The 15917-nt window shown below is 43.8% G+C and carries 15 protein-coding genes; 6 read left to right on the top strand and 9 right to left on the bottom strand.

What is annotated here, in order from left to right; all coding sequences use genetic code 11:
* Positions 1–4 precede the first annotated feature (4 nt).
* From H6G32_RS05775 to H6G32_RS05765, 3 genes are all read right to left on the bottom strand, one after another.
* Entirely contained in the window at positions 5–2617 is a 2613-nt protein-coding gene (locus H6G32_RS05775) for a CHAT domain-containing protein (RefSeq protein WP_190456005.1), read from the bottom strand.
* 94 nt (positions 2618–2711) lie between these two features.
* On the bottom strand, positions 2712–3458 hold the full coding sequence (gene ftsE / locus H6G32_RS05770; protein WP_190456003.1) for a cell division ATP-binding protein FtsE: 747 nt from the start codon (positions 3456–3458) through the stop codon (positions 2712–2714).
* Between the two features lie 163 nt (positions 3459–3621).
* Entirely contained in the window at positions 3622–4374 is a 753-nt protein-coding gene (locus H6G32_RS05765) for a WecB/TagA/CpsF family glycosyltransferase (protein ID WP_190456001.1), read from the bottom strand.
* Positions 4375–4944: 570 nt separating this feature from the next.
* Between H6G32_RS05765 and H6G32_RS05760 the strand changes: the two genes are divergently transcribed.
* The 3 genes from H6G32_RS05760 to H6G32_RS05750 all read left to right on the top strand — a co-directional run bounded on the left by H6G32_RS05760 (position 4945) and on the right by H6G32_RS05750 (position 7958).
* Positions 4945–5661: a response regulator transcription factor gene (locus H6G32_RS05760; protein WP_190456000.1), complete on the top strand. Its 717-nt coding sequence runs from the start codon at positions 4945–4947 to the stop codon at positions 5659–5661.
* A 194-nt stretch (positions 5662–5855) separates the two neighbouring features.
* On the top strand, positions 5856–7529 hold the full coding sequence (locus tag H6G32_RS05755) for a SpoIIE family protein phosphatase (RefSeq protein ID WP_190455998.1): 1674 nt from the start codon (positions 5856–5858) through the stop codon (positions 7527–7529).
* Between the two features lie 3 nt (positions 7530–7532).
* Complete coding sequence (locus H6G32_RS05750) at positions 7533–7958, top strand: ATP-binding protein (RefSeq protein ID WP_190455996.1); 426 nt, start codon at positions 7533–7535, stop codon at positions 7956–7958.
* A 193-nt stretch (positions 7959–8151) separates the two neighbouring features.
* On the opposite strand, the gene H6G32_RS05745 is transcribed toward H6G32_RS05750, so the two are convergent.
* Positions 8152–8586, bottom strand: a complete 435-nt coding sequence (locus H6G32_RS05745; RefSeq protein WP_190455994.1) for a nuclear transport factor 2 family protein — start codon at positions 8584–8586, stop codon at positions 8152–8154.
* Between the two features lie 172 nt (positions 8587–8758).
* Here H6G32_RS05745 and queG point away from each other — a divergent pair, with 172 nt between their 5' ends.
* Together queG and H6G32_RS05735 are read left to right on the top strand one after the other, a co-directional pair.
* Positions 8759–9733, top strand: a complete 975-nt coding sequence (gene queG / locus H6G32_RS05740) for a tRNA epoxyqueuosine(34) reductase QueG (RefSeq protein WP_190455993.1) — start codon at positions 8759–8761, stop codon at positions 9731–9733.
* Positions 9708–10343, top strand: a complete 636-nt coding sequence (locus tag H6G32_RS05735; RefSeq protein ID WP_190455991.1) for an HAD-IA family hydrolase — start codon at positions 9708–9710, stop codon at positions 10341–10343. Before queG ends, H6G32_RS05735 begins: the two co-directional genes overlap by 26 nt.
* Before the next feature lie 126 nt (positions 10344–10469).
* Here H6G32_RS05735 and H6G32_RS05730 read toward each other — a convergent pair whose 3' ends face one another.
* Positions 10470–10847, bottom strand: coding sequence for a hypothetical protein (locus H6G32_RS05730; protein WP_190455989.1), 378 nt, complete (start codon positions 10845–10847; stop codon positions 10470–10472).
* A gap of 211 nt (positions 10848–11058) precedes the next feature.
* Here H6G32_RS05730 and H6G32_RS05725 point away from each other — a divergent pair, with 211 nt between their 5' ends.
* Positions 11059–11589: an orange carotenoid protein N-terminal domain-containing protein gene (locus H6G32_RS05725; protein WP_190455988.1), complete on the top strand. Its 531-nt coding sequence runs from the start codon at positions 11059–11061 to the stop codon at positions 11587–11589.
* A 17-nt stretch (positions 11590–11606) separates the two neighbouring features.
* Here H6G32_RS05725 and H6G32_RS05720 read toward each other — a convergent pair whose 3' ends face one another.
* The 4 genes from H6G32_RS05720 to H6G32_RS05705 all read right to left on the bottom strand — a co-directional run bounded on the left by H6G32_RS05720 (position 11607) and on the right by H6G32_RS05705 (position 15803).
* Positions 11607–12371, bottom strand: coding sequence for an ABC transporter ATP-binding protein (locus H6G32_RS05720; RefSeq protein WP_199328008.1), 765 nt, complete (start codon positions 12369–12371; stop codon positions 11607–11609).
* A 22-nt stretch (positions 12372–12393) separates the two neighbouring features.
* Positions 12394–13611 carry an ABC transporter permease gene (locus H6G32_RS05715; RefSeq protein ID WP_190455985.1) on the bottom strand — a complete coding sequence of 406 codons (1218 nt, stop codon included), beginning with the start codon at positions 13609–13611 and terminating at the stop codon, positions 12394–12396.
* Complete coding sequence (locus H6G32_RS05710) at positions 13608–15080, bottom strand: efflux RND transporter periplasmic adaptor subunit (protein WP_190455983.1); 1473 nt, start codon at positions 15078–15080, stop codon at positions 13608–13610. The genes H6G32_RS05715 and H6G32_RS05710 overlap by 4 nt, the downstream gene beginning before the upstream one ends.
* 129 nt (positions 15081–15209) lie before the next feature.
* Complete coding sequence (locus tag H6G32_RS05705; RefSeq protein ID WP_190455981.1) at positions 15210–15803, bottom strand: TetR/AcrR family transcriptional regulator; 594 nt, start codon at positions 15801–15803, stop codon at positions 15210–15212.
* Positions 15804–15917: the final 114 nt, after the last annotated feature.

Here is a 15917-nt window from a genome sequence, read left to right as displayed (position 1 = left end):
CTCTTTAATTCCATTCACCTTGTAAAGTGAAAGCCGCCCAGTAAAAAGGCGCGGCATACTTTTGAGCGCGCCACATTTCTATCTGTGCAGCCCGCAGAGCGATCGCAGGCTTTAATTTTTCTTGCAGCATTTTTTGATAGAATACCTTCATCAGTTCCGATGTTGCCTCGTCATCCACACTCCACAAACTCACTACAACGCGCGAACTACCAGCATACATAAACCCTCTTGTCAACCCCACTAATCCTTCTCCCTTAACTTCCTCTCCCAGTCCAGTTTGGCAGGCACTGAGTACCACCAGTTCTGCCGGTAGGTTGAGGTTGAAAACATCGTGCAAGCGCAAAAACCCATTTTGCGGTCTTCCTTGATTGTCAAATAGCGACAACACCACACCTGATAATTCTGGATGCTTGCTGTTGAGAATGCCATGAGTAGCGAAATGTACAATGCGATATTGACTCAACTCATTGCTGGTGGCTGTAGTACGACTAGCAGTAAAGTCAAAAGCTGGCTTACCCTCATTCACAGGTACAAGAGAAAGAATTTGCTCGGCTTCTTGGCGTGTAAACTGCAAACGCGTAAAGTTAATATTTGAGTCTTCGGCGGATCTATTTAAAGCCAGCCTATCTAAATTGCCTTCTATTGCCCCATCTGGGCGAGACACTTGCCTTTTATCTTGAAGACGTTCATCATCATTACTAAAAATGGGATCTGCCAACACCACTAACGTCTTAGGAGCAAGTTTCCGTCCTTTATGTTCACGTCTGAGGACAGCTAATGTAGAGGCTGAGGGCAAAGTGACGATTTCGTGGTTTAGCAATAATGGTTCATAGTTACTGCTTTGTGGATGAGGTGTATTTAGCGCCGCAAATGGTACATACTGCAAAGCACCATCGCTAACAATCACTAAGCGTTTCTGTCCCAGTTGCTGGGCTACTGGTGCAAGTATAATTTGAGATAGAGCATCGATAGCTGGGCTATTTCTTAGATATGGGGTGGTGACAGCTTGACGGAATTTTTGGACAGCAGCTTCAATATCTGCACCCTTGGGTAGTTGATAACTGGTGATACTTTTGTTAGTAACTGCCCAAACATAACTACGCTCCGTTCCCAGGGAATATTCTAAAAGCAAAGTGTTGTCATCGAGTACCTGCTCCTGAATTTGTGCCAGTGTCAGGGGCTGAGGTTGAGTTATCGCTGCATAACGTGGACTAGTAGCGCGGATCTGTGTTTGTACTTGCCGATACTGTTCTAGAAGTACTTCAGTTTCTTTTTCTAAGGCTTGCCCCTGGGCTTCTGTATATTTACCAGCTAATATCTGTAGTCGGCGTTGTTCTAAAGCATCAAGTTGTTGCTGCAAGTCCCGTTCTTGGGAGAGCAACTTCGGTTCTACACCTTGACGAATATCGGCGTTAGCTTCTGTGAGCAGTTCCAAAAGACTGCGGGCGCGGGCACGTTCGCTCCCGAACAGAGCCAGAGCATCGTATCCTTTGGCTGGTTGCTGTTTATGTAACTGCATCAACAGGTCAATGTATAGCTGATAATAGTCCTGCACTGTAGCAAAATAAGAGGTGCGGAGTTCCTGAGAAGTAATTTTGCTCCGCAGGTTTTCCACAATTTTGATGGCGCTCTCTATCTGAGTCAGGGCGGCGTTAAGATTGCCGCTGTCGCGTTGAAGGGAGGCGATATTATAAAGGTTACGAGCCTCTCCTGCCTTGTTACCCACCTGTCGGTATAGAGGCAGGGATTGGTTGTAATATAAGAGCGCCTTTTGCTGTTGGCCTAAATTTGAGTAGACTTTGCCAGTGTTATTCAGGATAGTCGCTTCTCCTGCCTTGTCCCCCACTTGTAGGTATAGAGGCAGAGATTGGTTGTAATATAAGAGCGCCTTTTGCTGTTGGCCTAAATCTGAGTAGATTTTGCCAATGTTGTTCAGGGTAGTTGCTTCCCCTGCTTTGTCTCCCACCTGTCGTTTTAGAGGCAGGGATTGGTTGTAATAAGAGAGTGCCCTTTGGTATTCTCTGAGGGAATGGTAGACAGAGCCAATGTTATTCAGGGAAATAGCTTCCCCTGCCTTGTTTCCCACCTGTCGCCTGAGGAGCAAGGATTGGTTGTAGTATGAGAGCGCTTTCTGCTTTTCGCCTAAATCTGAGTAGATTTTGCCAATGTTGTTTAGGGTAGTCCCTTCTGCTGTTTTGTCCTGCACCAGTTGAAATAGGCGCAGAGATTGGTTGTAATCATCTAGGGCCTGTTGCTTTTCTCCTAAATTTGAGTTGATTTTGCCGATGTAAGCGAGGGTGTTGGCTTCGGATAAGCGATCGCCCACAGCACGATACAGTGAAAGGGCTACTGTAAATTCTCCCATCGCCTGTTGCAGGGTGGCTGCTGTTCCTTGCTGATATAGTTGCTTTCCCGAATCATATGCTTTCTTGGCAGCAGCGCGAGTTGCATCTGGTGATGTCTGTGTTAACTGTGCCATATTTAGCGGATACAGCCCAGCCATTGCAACACTTGATGCTGAACATAACAAAATGCTGGCAAAGACAAAAATAGAGCGACCTGCTACAAATGGAAAAAATGGCGATTTTGTTGAGTCAAATTTCTGCCATTTACTCATAGATACACCCTTTTTGCCTAATTATCTGGCAGTTGCTATTTATAAGTATATTGGATGTTTATTTTTATTCATTCTCCCCACCCTGTCTAATTGACTATTTTCGATATAGCCGTCCATTCTGGACTTGCACCACTGGTTGATTGCACCGCCGAACCAATTGTTCATCGTGGGTAGTGACAATTACCGTAGCCCCAAAGGAATTTAGCTTCTGGAGAATCTGCATCACTTGCCAGGAATTATCAGGATCGAGGTTTCCGGTAGGTTCATCTGCTAATAATAGTGGTGGGGTGGCGACAATTGCCCGCGCAATACTCACACGCTGCTGTTCTCCCCCAGAAAGTTGATCAGGAAATCTGTCAGCTTTGGAGAATAAACCCACTAACTTTAAAGTTGGTTCTAAACGCCGTTGAATTTCCTTACGGGTAAACCCTTGTGCTTGCAGCACAAAAGTTATATTTTCCGCCACTGTTCGCTGGGGAATCAGTTTATAGTCTTGAAAAACAATGCCGATGCGGCGGCGTAATGATGATAAGCGATCGCCTCGCAAAGCCGCTACATTAAATTCATCAACAATTACTTCTCCCTGTGTAGGTAACTCCTCCCCATAAAGCAGTTTCAGAAGCGTAGATTTACCAGAACCACTAGGGCCAGTGATAAACAGAAATTCTCCCTGTTTTATCTCTATGCTCACATCTAACAGCGCATCATAGCCATTAGCATAAGTTTTTGTGACAGCGCGTAATTGCACCATTGCCGCAGTCTGATGACTGTGCTGTTGATTTTCTTCATCCTCTATCTGAACGGATTTGTCAGTATTTTCCTGAGTTGTTGATATTGGCATTGCTAAATTTTCCTCACATCCACAACCAAAAGTCTCCCCAAAATAAGGATTCCCAGGTTATGCCTGGGAATATCAAATCCAAAAAAGAAAATTTAAATTTTCTTGAAGACCCAAGGAAAAACTACGTATTATCACTTAGCGCTCAAGACTCAGCACTCGCAACTCAGCTTACACCCCTGGCGGTGAAGCGATAAATAAAGGCTTTCACAGCAAACTCAGGCAAAGCCAACATCCGCCGCCAACGCCAAGGTTCTTGATAAAGCCGATATAACCACTCTAAATTGTTATTTCCCAACCAAGCGGGAGCGCGAGTTTTCGTTCCTGACCAAATATCGAAACTACCACCAACGCCTATCCAAATTGCTTGGGGACATAAATGGCGGTTTTCGGCAATCCATAACTCTTGACGTGGTACTCCCAAGCCGACAAAAATCACTTGTGGCTGCAATTGAGCAAGAGTTTGCCGCAATTTTTCTTCCTCTTCTGGAGAATGGTAGCCAGAGTAAGTACCTGCGATCCTCAAAAGAGGAACTTCCTGCTGCCATAACTCTGCGGCGTTTGCAGCTACTCCAGGTGCGCCGCCATAAAAAAATACTTTGGCATCGGTCGAATGTTGTCCAAGTTCTTGTAACAGTTTTTCTGCTAGTTCAATCCCCGGAAAACGCTGTACTTTTTGCCACAACAGCCATTGCAAGTACAAAACAACCCCTGCTCCATCTGGAATCACTAGTTCAGCATTTTGAATGACCTTCGCTAGGGATAAATTGCGCTCTGCCTGCATCGTCATTTCGGCATTGAGCGTTACCACATGAGTTCCTCTGCCTTGTTGCAGGCATTCTAGCAACCAGTCTGGATAATTTGTCATTACATGAACTGGTAACCCCAACACTGAAAACACTTTAGGCGGTTTAAACATAGCCTATTCTTGATTAGACTCACACCGGATTATCTCGAACGTTTAGTTTATCAAATTTTTTCATGGGTGGAGAACTCAAAGCTTCCTGCACTCTTTGTTACGGGGATTCACAGGGTAGCGGCTGTCAGAACTTAGGTTAAACAAATTACGAAGTTATGCTGTTGACGCTGACCAATTTTGGATAACTCTAATGAAACCCCCAAGACCTAAAATTCATCTCAACACCGTAGCTTGCTCAGAGCAGGGTACGGTGTACCATTACGGTATGAGGCTTTTTTTTTGGACTAAGCTAAAAAAATAGATCCACGTCTAACAGACTAAAAAACAGTAAGCGATTGATTTTAGTTGGGAGTATTTATACATTAATTCTCAAGTAAGACAATAGATAGTCTTCGGTTATGGCATCAGTTAGACAAAAGGTGAAAGCGCTCACCAAACCAGCTTGACAAAACCTCAAAAAAGTTGATCTAACACATAGGTTGGCTGGTGGAAAGCAGAATCTCTCCCCTTGAGCGATGTGGAGGGGAGGGAAGGTCAAAGTTAAGGTAGTGTAACGGGCACAAGTTGGCTATGAGTAAAATTCGGATTGCTCTGATTGAAGATCATGACCTCACCCGTGTGGGTATTCGGACAGCACTACTGCAAAAAGAAGAAATTGAAGTTGTAGGGGAAGCTGCCAATGCTACTGAGGGACTAAAAATGTTAAAAACACTACAACCAGATATTGCGATTATAGATATTGGGTTACCAGATAAGGATGGTATTGAACTGACAAGGGAGTTGAAATCGATTAATGGTGGCCAAGAGTTAGCCATCAAAGTGTTAATTTTGACACTACGGGATAACAAAGAAGCAGTGTTGGCAGCTTTTGCCGCCGGAGCAGACTCCTACTGTATGAAGGATATCAAGTTCGATAATTTGCTTGAAGCAGTGCGAGTTACTTACAATGGTAACGCTTGGATCGATCCGGCGATCGCTCGGATTGTCTTGCAACAAGCCCAACAAAATCCACATAAATTGGAAGTATCTTCTGATACAAAAAATTTTGTCTTTCATCCAGAGTCGGGGGAGAATGAAGCGGCTATTGACCTCTACACCCTGACAGAAAGGGAGCTAGAAGTGTTACAGTTGATAGTAGAAGGTTGTAGCAATGCAGTAATTGCGGAAAGACTTTATATCACAGTGGGAACTGTTAAAACTCACGTCCGTAATATTCTGAATAAGCTAAGTGCTGATGACCGTACCCAAGCAGCCGTCCGCGCCTTGCGTTCTGGGTTAGTTGGATAGGTTGATTTGTGGAATGTAGCCATTCTTGAGGAGACGAAAGAAAATTTGCAACACCTGAAAGATTGATTTATCAGTTGGGAATAGGTAGTTTCTCTTTAATAATGACTAAATGATTAGTTTTTGTTTGCTGGTTCTCAAGTGGGATAAATTTTGCCCTATCTTGCCATTTAAATATCTGAAAATTAAAGTCAAATATGACTGAGACAGAGATAGACAAACTGAAGCTCATGGTGGTAGATGACGAGCCAGATAACTTAGATTTACTCTACCGCACCTTTAGGCGAGATTTTAAGGTATATAAAGCCAGTCATGCCCTAAAAGCCTTGGAAATCTTAGACGAAGAAGGCGAGATGGCTGTGATTATCTCTGACCAAAGAATGCCAGATATGAATGGCACTGAATTCCTCAGTCTCACAGTGGAGCGCTTTCCTGACACAATTCGGATTTTGCTAACTGGTTTTACTGATGTCGAAGATTTGGTAGATGCAATTAACTCTGGTCAGGTATTCAAGTACATCACTAAACCCTGGAGTCCTGACAGGCTTAAGGCATTAGTCGGGCAAGCTACTGATACATATCGCGTAGTTAAGAAGCGCACACAGGAGTTGCGTCGCGCTCTGCGGCGAGAGTCTTTATTTAATGCGGTAACAACAGCAATTCGGGAATCTCGCGACTACGACAGTATGCTACAAAAGATTGTAGCGACCATTGGACAAACATTTGCAGCCACTAATTGCTTACTCAGACCAATAGAGGGCGATCGCCTCATACAGGATCAGTTTTCCTATCAAGATCCCAAATCCAATGCCTCTAATCAGTCCTTCAACCCTCATCCTTTAATTGAAAAAGTTTTCCAAACCCGCCATTATCAACTTACTCAAGATACAAATCATGGTCATCCCTCCCACTACCTAGTTGTGCCCCTTACCTACCAGCAACACTTGCTGGCTGTTATGGCCCTCTACCAGTCGGGAAGCGAGCATCCCTGGCAAGAAGAAGACATTCAACTGATTGCAGGTGTTACTGAACAAGCAGCCTTAGCCCTCTCCCAAGCGAAATTCTACCAGCGCCTCCAAGAAAAGCAACAGCAACTCCGGGCTGAGTTGGAGGTGGCCCGCCAAATTCAAAACAACCTGCTCCGCCAAAGTTTACCTGATATCCAAGGGGCGAAAGTGCAAGCTTGCTGTTACCCAGCGCGAGAAGTGGGAGGGGACTTTTTTGAAGTCTTTGTACATCCCAAAGGCGACTTGTGGATAGCAGTAGGTGACGTATCCGGTAAAGGTGTCCCCGCGGCTTTATTCATGGCTAGTGCAATTTCGGTATTGCGCCGGGAATTGTCTCAAGAAGCACCAGCCGAGCCGAATGTGATTATGCAGAATCTCAACTATGCTCTAGCTGATGATTTAATCAGTAACAATTACTTCATAACTCTTGTCATAGCATGTTATACGCCCAGCACCAAAGAACTCGTCTACGCTAATGCCGGTCACATCTATCCCCTCCTTTGGTCAGGCCAAGCAACTGTTGGTAACCAGCCCAATTACCTCAAAGTCCGCAGCGTTCCCTTAGGAATATTACCTAAGTGGCAGGCACTATCTGGGCGCTTAATTCTTGCTTCTGGAGACACACTACTGCTAGCCAGTGATGGGATTACAGAAGCTATGGTGTCTCATGATTTCTATTTAACCGGAAAAACTGAGGGTAGCGTTCAGCCAGTTAAGCGTTCTATGCTCAATCAGGAAGGTCTTTGGCAAGTTTTACAACAAGCAGACCAACCACTTTGTCTTAACAATTTACTAGCTCGCATCCAGGCAGATAACGATGTTCAAGAAGATGACCAAACTATACTCTCGCTGGAGGTTTTGTAAGTAATGAAAAGTGAGCTTCACGTACCAAGTGACTTGAATTTTTTAAACATCGTCGAAAGTTGGTTGTTGGGATGCTTGAAAGCCCAACTAGGAGAATCCGTGGATTGGTCACGGCAATCAAGTCGTTTGCGACTGGCGTTGGTGGAAGCATACACTAACGCAGTACGTCATGCCCACAAAGACAAGCCAAATTTGCCAATTTTACTGCGTTTGGAACTAAAAAATCGGGATCTGGCAATAGAGGTTTGGGACTATGGCGAAGGCTTCGATATGTCTACCTACTTTCCGCCAAATCCTGTGGAGAAAAAAGAAGGTGGTTATGGTTGGCTAATTATGAATCGTTTGATGGATAAAGTAGAGTACCAGTTACAGGTTAATGGTGCTAACTGTCTCAAGCTAGAAGCGACTCTACCAGAGCTAGTTAATTAGCAATCTCCTGATTAAAAGTCAGGGGATTCTTGGTTCTATGAGGCTGCTTGCTCTGGACATATCCGAATACCCTATGCCAACAGAATACTAGCTTACGGGTTCAACGAATAAGATTTTCAGCAAAAAGTTTAAAGCCTTATATCTATCCCTAGATGTATTTTTGAACTAGAATGCAGCATTATCAAGCTGTTTGTTATTTTTTTGGCGGATGCAAAGCAAGTAACTTTTGAGGAGAGGCTAAAAGTTGGATTTTGGTGTAAGTAATTTGCCCTGTTTGGTTGAGCTTAAACAACCAGAGTACATTAACACTACACCAAGAAGTTTGGACTTTACCTGTCACTTGTACGAGTATATGGTCATTTGCCAAGATTTCAACTATTCCTTGGCGAGGATCAGCTTTAATGTTTTGGGCTTCTTGTTGTAGGTAGGCAGCGATCGCCTCAGTCCCCACAATACCAGATTCAAATGGTGGATGCATTACACCATCCCTGGCGAATAAGGCGGCGGTTGCTGCAAATTCTCCGGCGTTTAAAGTGACAAAATAATCCAGTATCCTGGGTTCTATAATTCCTTCAATCTGGAGTTTTACCCTTGGCTGTGTTTGGGACACAAATTCAGTAGCTGTCATTGGCTTACCTACATAACCCTAGCTGAACATCAATTTCACAACAAAATCAGGGAAAAAGAAAGGCGCTTTTGAGATATTCCCAATGATGGAAGCCATAAACGGACACCCAAGGGATTGGCGACATAGCATATAATGAGAATGCTGTAAAGAAAGCAAACTTCAAATAAGAAAAATGAATCAGTATGCCTTAACAAGCAGCAGTGTAATCAAAGAAAAAGCCCAAGAGTTGGGATTTCACAAAGTTGGCATTGCTGCTGTTGATGGGGTAGATGCTACAGAGAGGCAACGGTTACAAGCATGGATAGCGCTGGGTTATCATGCCGATATGGAGTGGATGACCAGCTCTAAGCGCCAGGATATTGCCTTAGTGATGCCAGAAGCGCGATCGCTAGTATGTGTAGCTCTAAATTACTACACAGCTGATCGACGTCCTGAAGGTGAGGAATACGCTAAATTTTCCCGTTATGGCTGGGGCAGGGATTATCATAAAGTTATACACAAAAAACTCAAGCAATTAGCTACTTGGCTAGAATCACTTGATGAAGGTATTCAAGCTCGTTATTACGCAGATACAGGCCCAGTGCAGGATAAGGTGTGGGCGCAAAAGGCCGGAATTGGTTGGATTGCCAAGAATGGTAATGTGATCACGCGGGAGTATGGCTCTTGGGTATTTTTGGGAGAAGTGCTGACAAATGTGGAACTAGAGAGCGATCGCCCGTCTACAGAACATTGTGGTACTTGTACTCGTTGTATAGAGGCTTGCCCTACAGGTGCAATTACTGAGCCGTTTGTGGTAGATGCCAATCGCTGCATTGCCTATCATACGATTGAAAATCGGGCGGATAAATTGCCCCAGACAGTCGCACCCCACTTGCAAGGCTGGGTTGCTGGTTGCGATATTTGCCAAGATGTTTGTCCTTGGAATCAGCGGTTTGCTCAGGTAACTGATGTGGCAGATTTTCAGCCTTATCCTGGGAATGTAGCCCCCAAGCTGATAGAATTAGCAGAAATATCAGATCAGGAGTGGGATAAAAAATTTACAGCATCAGCGTTGCGGCGCATTAAACCACAAATGTTAAGACGGAATGCTAGCGCTAATCTCGACGCATCTAGGCGAAAGAATGACCCAGAAAGTGATAATTTTTGACTTTGATGGCACGATTGCGGATACAGTGGATGCTCTTGTAAGTATTGCTAATCGTTTAGCCAGAGAGTTTGGTTATATACAAATTACTCCCAATGAACTTGCTCTCCTGAGAAATTTAACTGCTAGAGAAATTATTAAATATTCAGGTATCTCTCTGTTTAAGATACCTTTTCTGCTGAAAAAAGTTAAAGCAGAATTAAAAGATAAAATCCACGAATTCAAACCTATACCAGGAATTCAAGAAGCCTTAATAGAACTTAAAAATCAAGGTTATCAGCTAGGAATTATTACTTCTAATTCTCAAGACAATGTAACTGAATTTCTCAAGTTAAATGATTTAGATTATCTATTTGAATTTATCAACTCAGGGGTAACAATTTTTGGCAAAACAACAATCATCAATAATGTATTAAGACAAAGGCAACTCAAACCTCAATCAGTTATTTATGTGGGAGATGAAACCAGAGATATAGAAGCTTCCAAAAAAGCCAATATTAAGGTGATTGCAGTGACTTGGGGGTTCAATTCTCCAGAAGCATTAACCAAGCAAAATCCAAATTTTTTAATTCATCAACCAAGGGAACTGCTGGATGTGATTAAGAGTTGTTAGATGCTTAATCTATTGGTTGAGCCTTCAAAATTAAAAAAAGATAGGACGTAGACATACTTAGTAATTTTTGGGCACTGAAGTGCCCACTACGAACCTAACTTTTCATTTTGAATTTTTATTTTCGAGTTACTTCTTAGCTGCTTGACCTTTTTTCAAAGCTTTTTGTACTAAATCATCACTGACACTAGTAACAGCCTCATCCCTAGAACTTCCAACTTCTTTAGCCATTTCTGCATAATCATCAGGATTACCAGTAGGCTGTGCTACAGTTTTTGCCTCTTCTGGTTCAATGATTTCATATTGAGGTGCAGTCGCTGCTTCAGCTGCTGCTGCACCTTCTTCTGTGCGGTCGATTTCACTGACACTGAATTGCTGTGCAGCTGTATAATCAGCTTCAAAATCAACCTTTGGCGTTTTTTCTTTACCGCTAACCATTTGTTCAGCAGCTAATTGTGCATCATGGGTGGGAGCTTCATTGATATTGGGCTTCACTACGTCAGACATAATTAACACCTTAGACTAACTTTCTATTGATGGGGAGATTTTACCAAAGTGATTCACTAATCCCTGCATACCTTGAGAGAGATATTTACATCTATTAGAAGCCATAGAGAAGTTACAACATACAATTAATCGAACTCTTTCTATAGGAGGTAGAATGTGAGTCTAAAACTTTGATATTTCTTAGTTTGCACTGTTTACTGTGAGATAAATTATGACTGCTAGTTACAACAAAGGTGTTGCTCAGGCTCAAGGACAGGAAACTCAACAAGTAGTAGCAGATTTTAAGAATTTAGATACCGATGCCAAATTAGCTTGGCTATATTTTGTTTATGAAAAGATGGGAGATTCGGTCACTCCAGCAGCCCCAGGAGCCGCCGAACCTGAATTAGCACCATTGCTAGTAGAAGACTATTTGGAATTATCTGATGAGCAGCAACTACAAATTATGCGGGATATCGTTAACCGCAAGGATACAGAATATTCTCGTGCCTATGGGGCGTTAAAAGAAAACAACCAGCTGTTCATTTGGTATGTTTGGGCAGAAGAGATGGAAGACACGGTGGTGGGAATGCCAGATAATTATGAGTCAACTAAGGCAATTAACGATTTGCTTTCCCGACTTGAAGAACTAGATTTTGAAGAGCAAATTTCCATCCTGCGGACAATTTCTGGTGAAATGGGTTATACGGATGTCAAGCCGATTGAAACGCAAGCGCAAACGGGCAAAACATCAAGTTTGTAAAATTCTTTCATTGTGAATTAAGAAACCACAAGTTGATTTAACTCAGATGGGGTGATGTGAGAGTGTACTACTTCACCATCACGAAACCAAACGATGCGCTTGGTTTGACGAGCAACATCTGATTCGTGTGTCACCATCACAACGGTGATGCCGCTGGCATTGAGTTCGGTAAAAATATCCAATACTTCTTGGGTGGTGCGCGAATCGAGGGCGCCGGTAGGTTCATCGGCTAGGAGTACGACAGGACGGTTAACAATGGCGCGGGCGATCGCAACTCGTTGTTGTTGTCCACCCGATAATTGAGTGGGTTTGTTGTGGAGGCGGTTGGATAAACCTACTTGTTTCAGGGCATCGGCGGCGCGATCGCGTCTTTCATCGGGCTTGACACCACCATACACCATCGGTAACATCACATTTTCTAGTGCTGATAGTTGCGTTAATAAATGGAATTGTTGGAACACAAACCCTAGCTTTTTATTCCGAATCCGCGCCAACTCTCTATCATTTATTTGTGCTACATCCAGGTTATCTAAATAATAATGTCCAGAACTGGGGCGATCCAGACAGCCAATAATATTCATCGCTGTAGATTTACCAGAACCAGAAGGGCCCATAATTGCACAATATTCGCCCTTTTCAATCATCAAGTTGACATCATTGAGCGCTCGAACTTCTGTTTCCCCACTGCTATAAACCTTAAAAACATTCTCCAGGCGAATGATTGTTGATTGGGAGGCTGGGCAAGGAATACTAGAATCAGTAATACTAATAGTATTTGTCATAGAGATGTGATTTTTTAATTTTTTACGCGCTTCTGAGAGCCACAATCGGGTCAAGTTGAGCTGCACGACGGGCGGGAACAACACCAAAAAATAAACCAATTCCGCCAGAAACACCAACTGCAACTGCGATCGCCACAGGAGAAATTCCTGCTTTTAAGGGAGTCAAAACTGCCACTAATATGATGCCGCTGGCACCAACCGCAGTCCCAACTAAGCCACCAATTGCGGAAACAATTACTGCCTCAATGATGAACTGTAACAGGATATCTTGCTCAGTTGCACCAATCGCCTTTCGCAGTCCGATTTCTTGAGTGCGTTCGGTGACGGAGACAAGCATAATATTCATGATGCCAATGCCCCCAACAAACAGGGATATAGCTGAGATCGCCGTCAGCATAATGGTCAATGCCCCTGTAATTTGACCAACGGTTTGCAAAGCATCCTTTTGGGTGCGGATGTTAAAATCATCTTCACCAGTCAGTTTGTGCCGCTGTCGCAACAAATTAGTGATTTGAAATTCTGCTGCATCAACGCTGTCTGCATTCTTCGCAGAGGTGACAATATAAGTTAACTCTAACCCATAGGGAGAAGTTCGCCCGACAATCCGGTTAGCCATTGTGAAGATGGGTATTAGGGCCGCATCATCATAATCAACACCTACGTTTGAGCCTTTGGGTGCAAGTACACCAATCACTTGAAAGCTGGTATTTTTAATTCGTAACTGCTGCCCAACTGGATTACTACTGCCAAAAAGTCTTTCTGCTAATTTTGTACCGAGTACAGCCACTTGGTTGCTGCGCTTCATATCTAAATCAGTGAAAAATCTCCCTGTAGCAATTTCAAAGTCTCGCACTTTTAGAAAGGAGGGAACTGTGCCAACAATGTTGATATCAGTGTTTTTATTCCCGTATGTAGCGACCTGTCGGCTGTTCAATTCCGCTGCTACTCCGGCTATTGTTGGCACTTGAGTGGCGATCGCTTCAGCATCTTCTAAAACCAGAGTTTTGGGTACATCTCTAGAAACGCGCTGGGTTTCCCGATTACCCGGAATCACAAACAAGACGTTTGGTCCTAAAGACTCTAGCTCTTTAGACACAAACTTCTGTCCCCCTTCCCCAATGCCAATCATGGCAATTACTGAAGCATTACCAATGACAATACCCAACATCGTCAGGGCACTACGCAACTTATTGGACAGGAGAGTTTTAACAGCCATTTGGACGCTTTCTAGGAGGTTCATTGATCTTTCTTTTCCTTCGCCTTTTTGAGTTTGTAATCTTCAGGTGGGTTGACAAAAATGCGATCGCCCGTTTTTAATCCCGACAAAATCTGAGTTTGGTCTTCGATTTGTGCCCCTACAGTAATTTGACGAAACTGAGCTTGATTCTTGGCATCCGCTACCAATATGCCAGCTTCTCCCCGTTCAGTAATAATGGCTACAGTTGGCACTAACAAAGCATCACTGATGCGATCGCCTAAAAAAGTTAGATCAACATTTAAGCCAGAACGCAGTTTATCTGCACCACTATCCAGAGCCACCCGCACCTGAAAAGACGTTACACCTTGTTCAATTACTGCTTCAGGAGCAATCAGCTGCACTCGACCCTTAAACACTTGATCCGGATAGGCATCGGCGACAATTTCCACCACCTGTCCCTGCTTAATTCTGCCAATATCAGCTTCCGGGACTTGAGCCAGCACTTCTAAACCCCTGGCCACAGCAACAATAGAACTAGAAGTTGCCGACGCACTTGTAGAAGCAGAAGTTGTTGGCGTCACAAATGCACCGATGTTGGCATATTTCTGCGTCACAATCCCAGAAAAGGGAGCACGGATAATTGTATCTTCAAGCTTTACTTGTACAGCTTGCAGTTGAGCTTGAGCCGACCTCACTGCTGCTAGGCGCTGGGCAATTTCCTCTGGACGGCTGCCATTTTCTAACAACAATAAGGCGGCCCGTGCTTCGCTCACAGCTGCTGCTCTTGCGGCAATTTCCTCATTTCGCGTCCCACTCCGTAAAAGCGAAAGTCGTTTTTGTGCTTCTTCTAAACTAGCTTTAGCTCTTTGGTCTTCACTGATATATTGCTCGAGCTGATCTTGAGAAGTTGCGCCTTGCTGGGTTAATTCCCGATATCGTTTTACCCGCGCTTGGGTCAAATTTACCTGTGCTTTCGCTGAATTCACCTGGGCTTGAGCTTGGTCAATCTCTTGGTAACGATTCCCCGCTCGTGCGGTGGCTAGCTGCGCCTCTGCTTGTGCCAAACGGGCTTTGCCTTGGGCAATTTCTTGGGGACGATTTCCCGCACGAGCTTGATCTAACTGGGCTTGGGCTTGAGCTAAGTTAGCGCGGAACTGAAGGATTTGTGCCTGAATATCACCAACATCCATCCGCGCAATAATTTGCCCCGAAAGCACTTTTTGTCCCTGTTCAACATCCAGTTCGGCGATAATTCCCGCACTTTTAGGGCTGATATTGACGCTTTGCACTGGCTGCACCTTACCACTAGCAACAATCCGCACGGTAATATTTTTGGCTTCAACTGGCACAGTTAGTTGGGTAATGTCTTGTTTATTTGTCCCGTGATTCACAACTTTCCAGACGGTGGTTGTGCCCACAATCAAGATACCAGCCGTCATCAGTCCAATCAGCCAGCGTGAGGGATACTTAACTTTTTTACCAATAAACGGAATTTCTATCTGGCTAGTCATATTATCTGCTCTTGAATATAAAACATAAGTTGGCAATCAATGACTAAAGTAGAGAATTAAATCTGGCCAAATAATAAAATGTAAGTAATCACTTATTAATTGTCCAAAAAAATATCTATTTTTGCTCAATTAATCTTGGGTGGGTGCAATTCCCTGCCAGAGAATCTCCACAAGACCTTGAACAAAGATTGGTGCATCTGTGGTTATACCTTCTTCGGGATTTATCTGCTCTAAAAAAACATAGTTCATCAGCGATCCTAGCAAAATCAGCGCCACTGTATTGGGATCTCCAAGACGAAGCCTTCCTTGTTCTATCTCCCGCTCTAGAAAAGCAGTCAATACCTTGACATCGCGAATAGACTTTGACGCTAGTCTATTCCCCTTTTCTGGGAGCGGCTTCCCGCGGGATCTCAACATCATCAATCGTGGCATGATCTCGCGATGGAATTCCAGAATCTGAAGGCACACCTGTATCAGGTTTTCTTTGAGATCACCTTTGCCAGACAAAGACTCAAGCTCTTGCATCCAGAGGGGCTTTTCGGGAATTCCCATAGACATGTAAAACAGTTCTTCCTTCGTTGAGAAGCGCTTGAAAATTGACGCCTCAGAAATTCCCGCTCGCTGTGCAATTTCTATAGTTGAAGCACCAAAGCCCTGTTGCAGAAAAAGTTCACGCGCTGCCTCTAAAATTTGCTGATTAGTGATTTTAGGTGTGCGAGCCATAAATAAGTATGTATTCACTTATGAATGTATTCGCTACTAGATGGCAACGTCAACCCCTTCCCTACGGGACGCCAAAGGCGAACGGGGAATTCAAAATTCAAAATTCAAAATTAA

It is taken from the genome of Cylindrospermum sp. FACHB-282, assembly GCF_014697195.1.
GTDB lineage: Bacteria > Cyanobacteriota > Cyanobacteriia > Cyanobacteriales > Nostocaceae > Cylindrospermum.
Note: the sequence above shows the minus strand (reverse complement) of the source record. Positions and strands in the feature narration are given on the sequence as shown.

Coding starts and splice junctions, on each gene's coding strand:
- H6G32_RS05720 (WP_199328008.1), bottom strand. CDS start 12,371: ATGACAAATACTATTAGTATTACTGATTCTAGTATTCCTTGCCCAGCC.
- H6G32_RS05705 (WP_190455981.1), bottom strand. CDS start 15,803: ATGGCTCGCACACCTAAAATCACTAATCAGCAAATTTTAGAGGCAGCG.
- ftsE (WP_190456003.1), bottom strand. CDS start 3,458: ATGCCAATATCAACAACTCAGGAAAATACTGACAAATCCGTTCAGATA.
- H6G32_RS05715 (WP_190455985.1), bottom strand. CDS start 13,611: ATGAACCTCCTAGAAAGCGTCCAAATGGCTGTTAAAACTCTCCTGTCC.
- H6G32_RS05730 (WP_190455989.1), bottom strand. CDS start 10,847: ATGTCTGACGTAGTGAAGCCCAATATCAATGAAGCTCCCACCCATGAT.
- H6G32_RS05760 (WP_190456000.1), top strand. CDS start 4,945: ATGAGTAAAATTCGGATTGCTCTGATTGAAGATCATGACCTCACCCGT.
- H6G32_RS05775 (WP_190456005.1), bottom strand. CDS start 2,617: ATGAGTAAATGGCAGAAATTTGACTCAACAAAATCGCCATTTTTTCCA.
- queG (WP_190455993.1), top strand. CDS start 8,759: ATGAATCAGTATGCCTTAACAAGCAGCAGTGTAATCAAAGAAAAAGCC.
- H6G32_RS05710 (WP_190455983.1), bottom strand. CDS start 15,080: ATGACTAGCCAGATAGAAATTCCGTTTATTGGTAAAAAAGTTAAGTAT.
- H6G32_RS05745 (WP_190455994.1), bottom strand. CDS start 8,586: ATGACAGCTACTGAATTTGTGTCCCAAACACAGCCAAGGGTAAAACTC.
- H6G32_RS05765 (WP_190456001.1), bottom strand. CDS start 4,374: ATGTTTAAACCGCCTAAAGTGTTTTCAGTGTTGGGGTTACCAGTTCAT.
- H6G32_RS05755 (WP_190455998.1), top strand. CDS start 5,856: ATGACTGAGACAGAGATAGACAAACTGAAGCTCATGGTGGTAGATGAC.
- H6G32_RS05725 (WP_190455988.1), top strand. CDS start 11,059: ATGACTGCTAGTTACAACAAAGGTGTTGCTCAGGCTCAAGGACAGGAA.
- H6G32_RS05735 (WP_190455991.1), top strand. CDS start 9,708: ATGACCCAGAAAGTGATAATTTTTGACTTTGATGGCACGATTGCGGAT.
- H6G32_RS05750 (WP_190455996.1), top strand. CDS start 7,533: ATGAAAAGTGAGCTTCACGTACCAAGTGACTTGAATTTTTTAAACATC.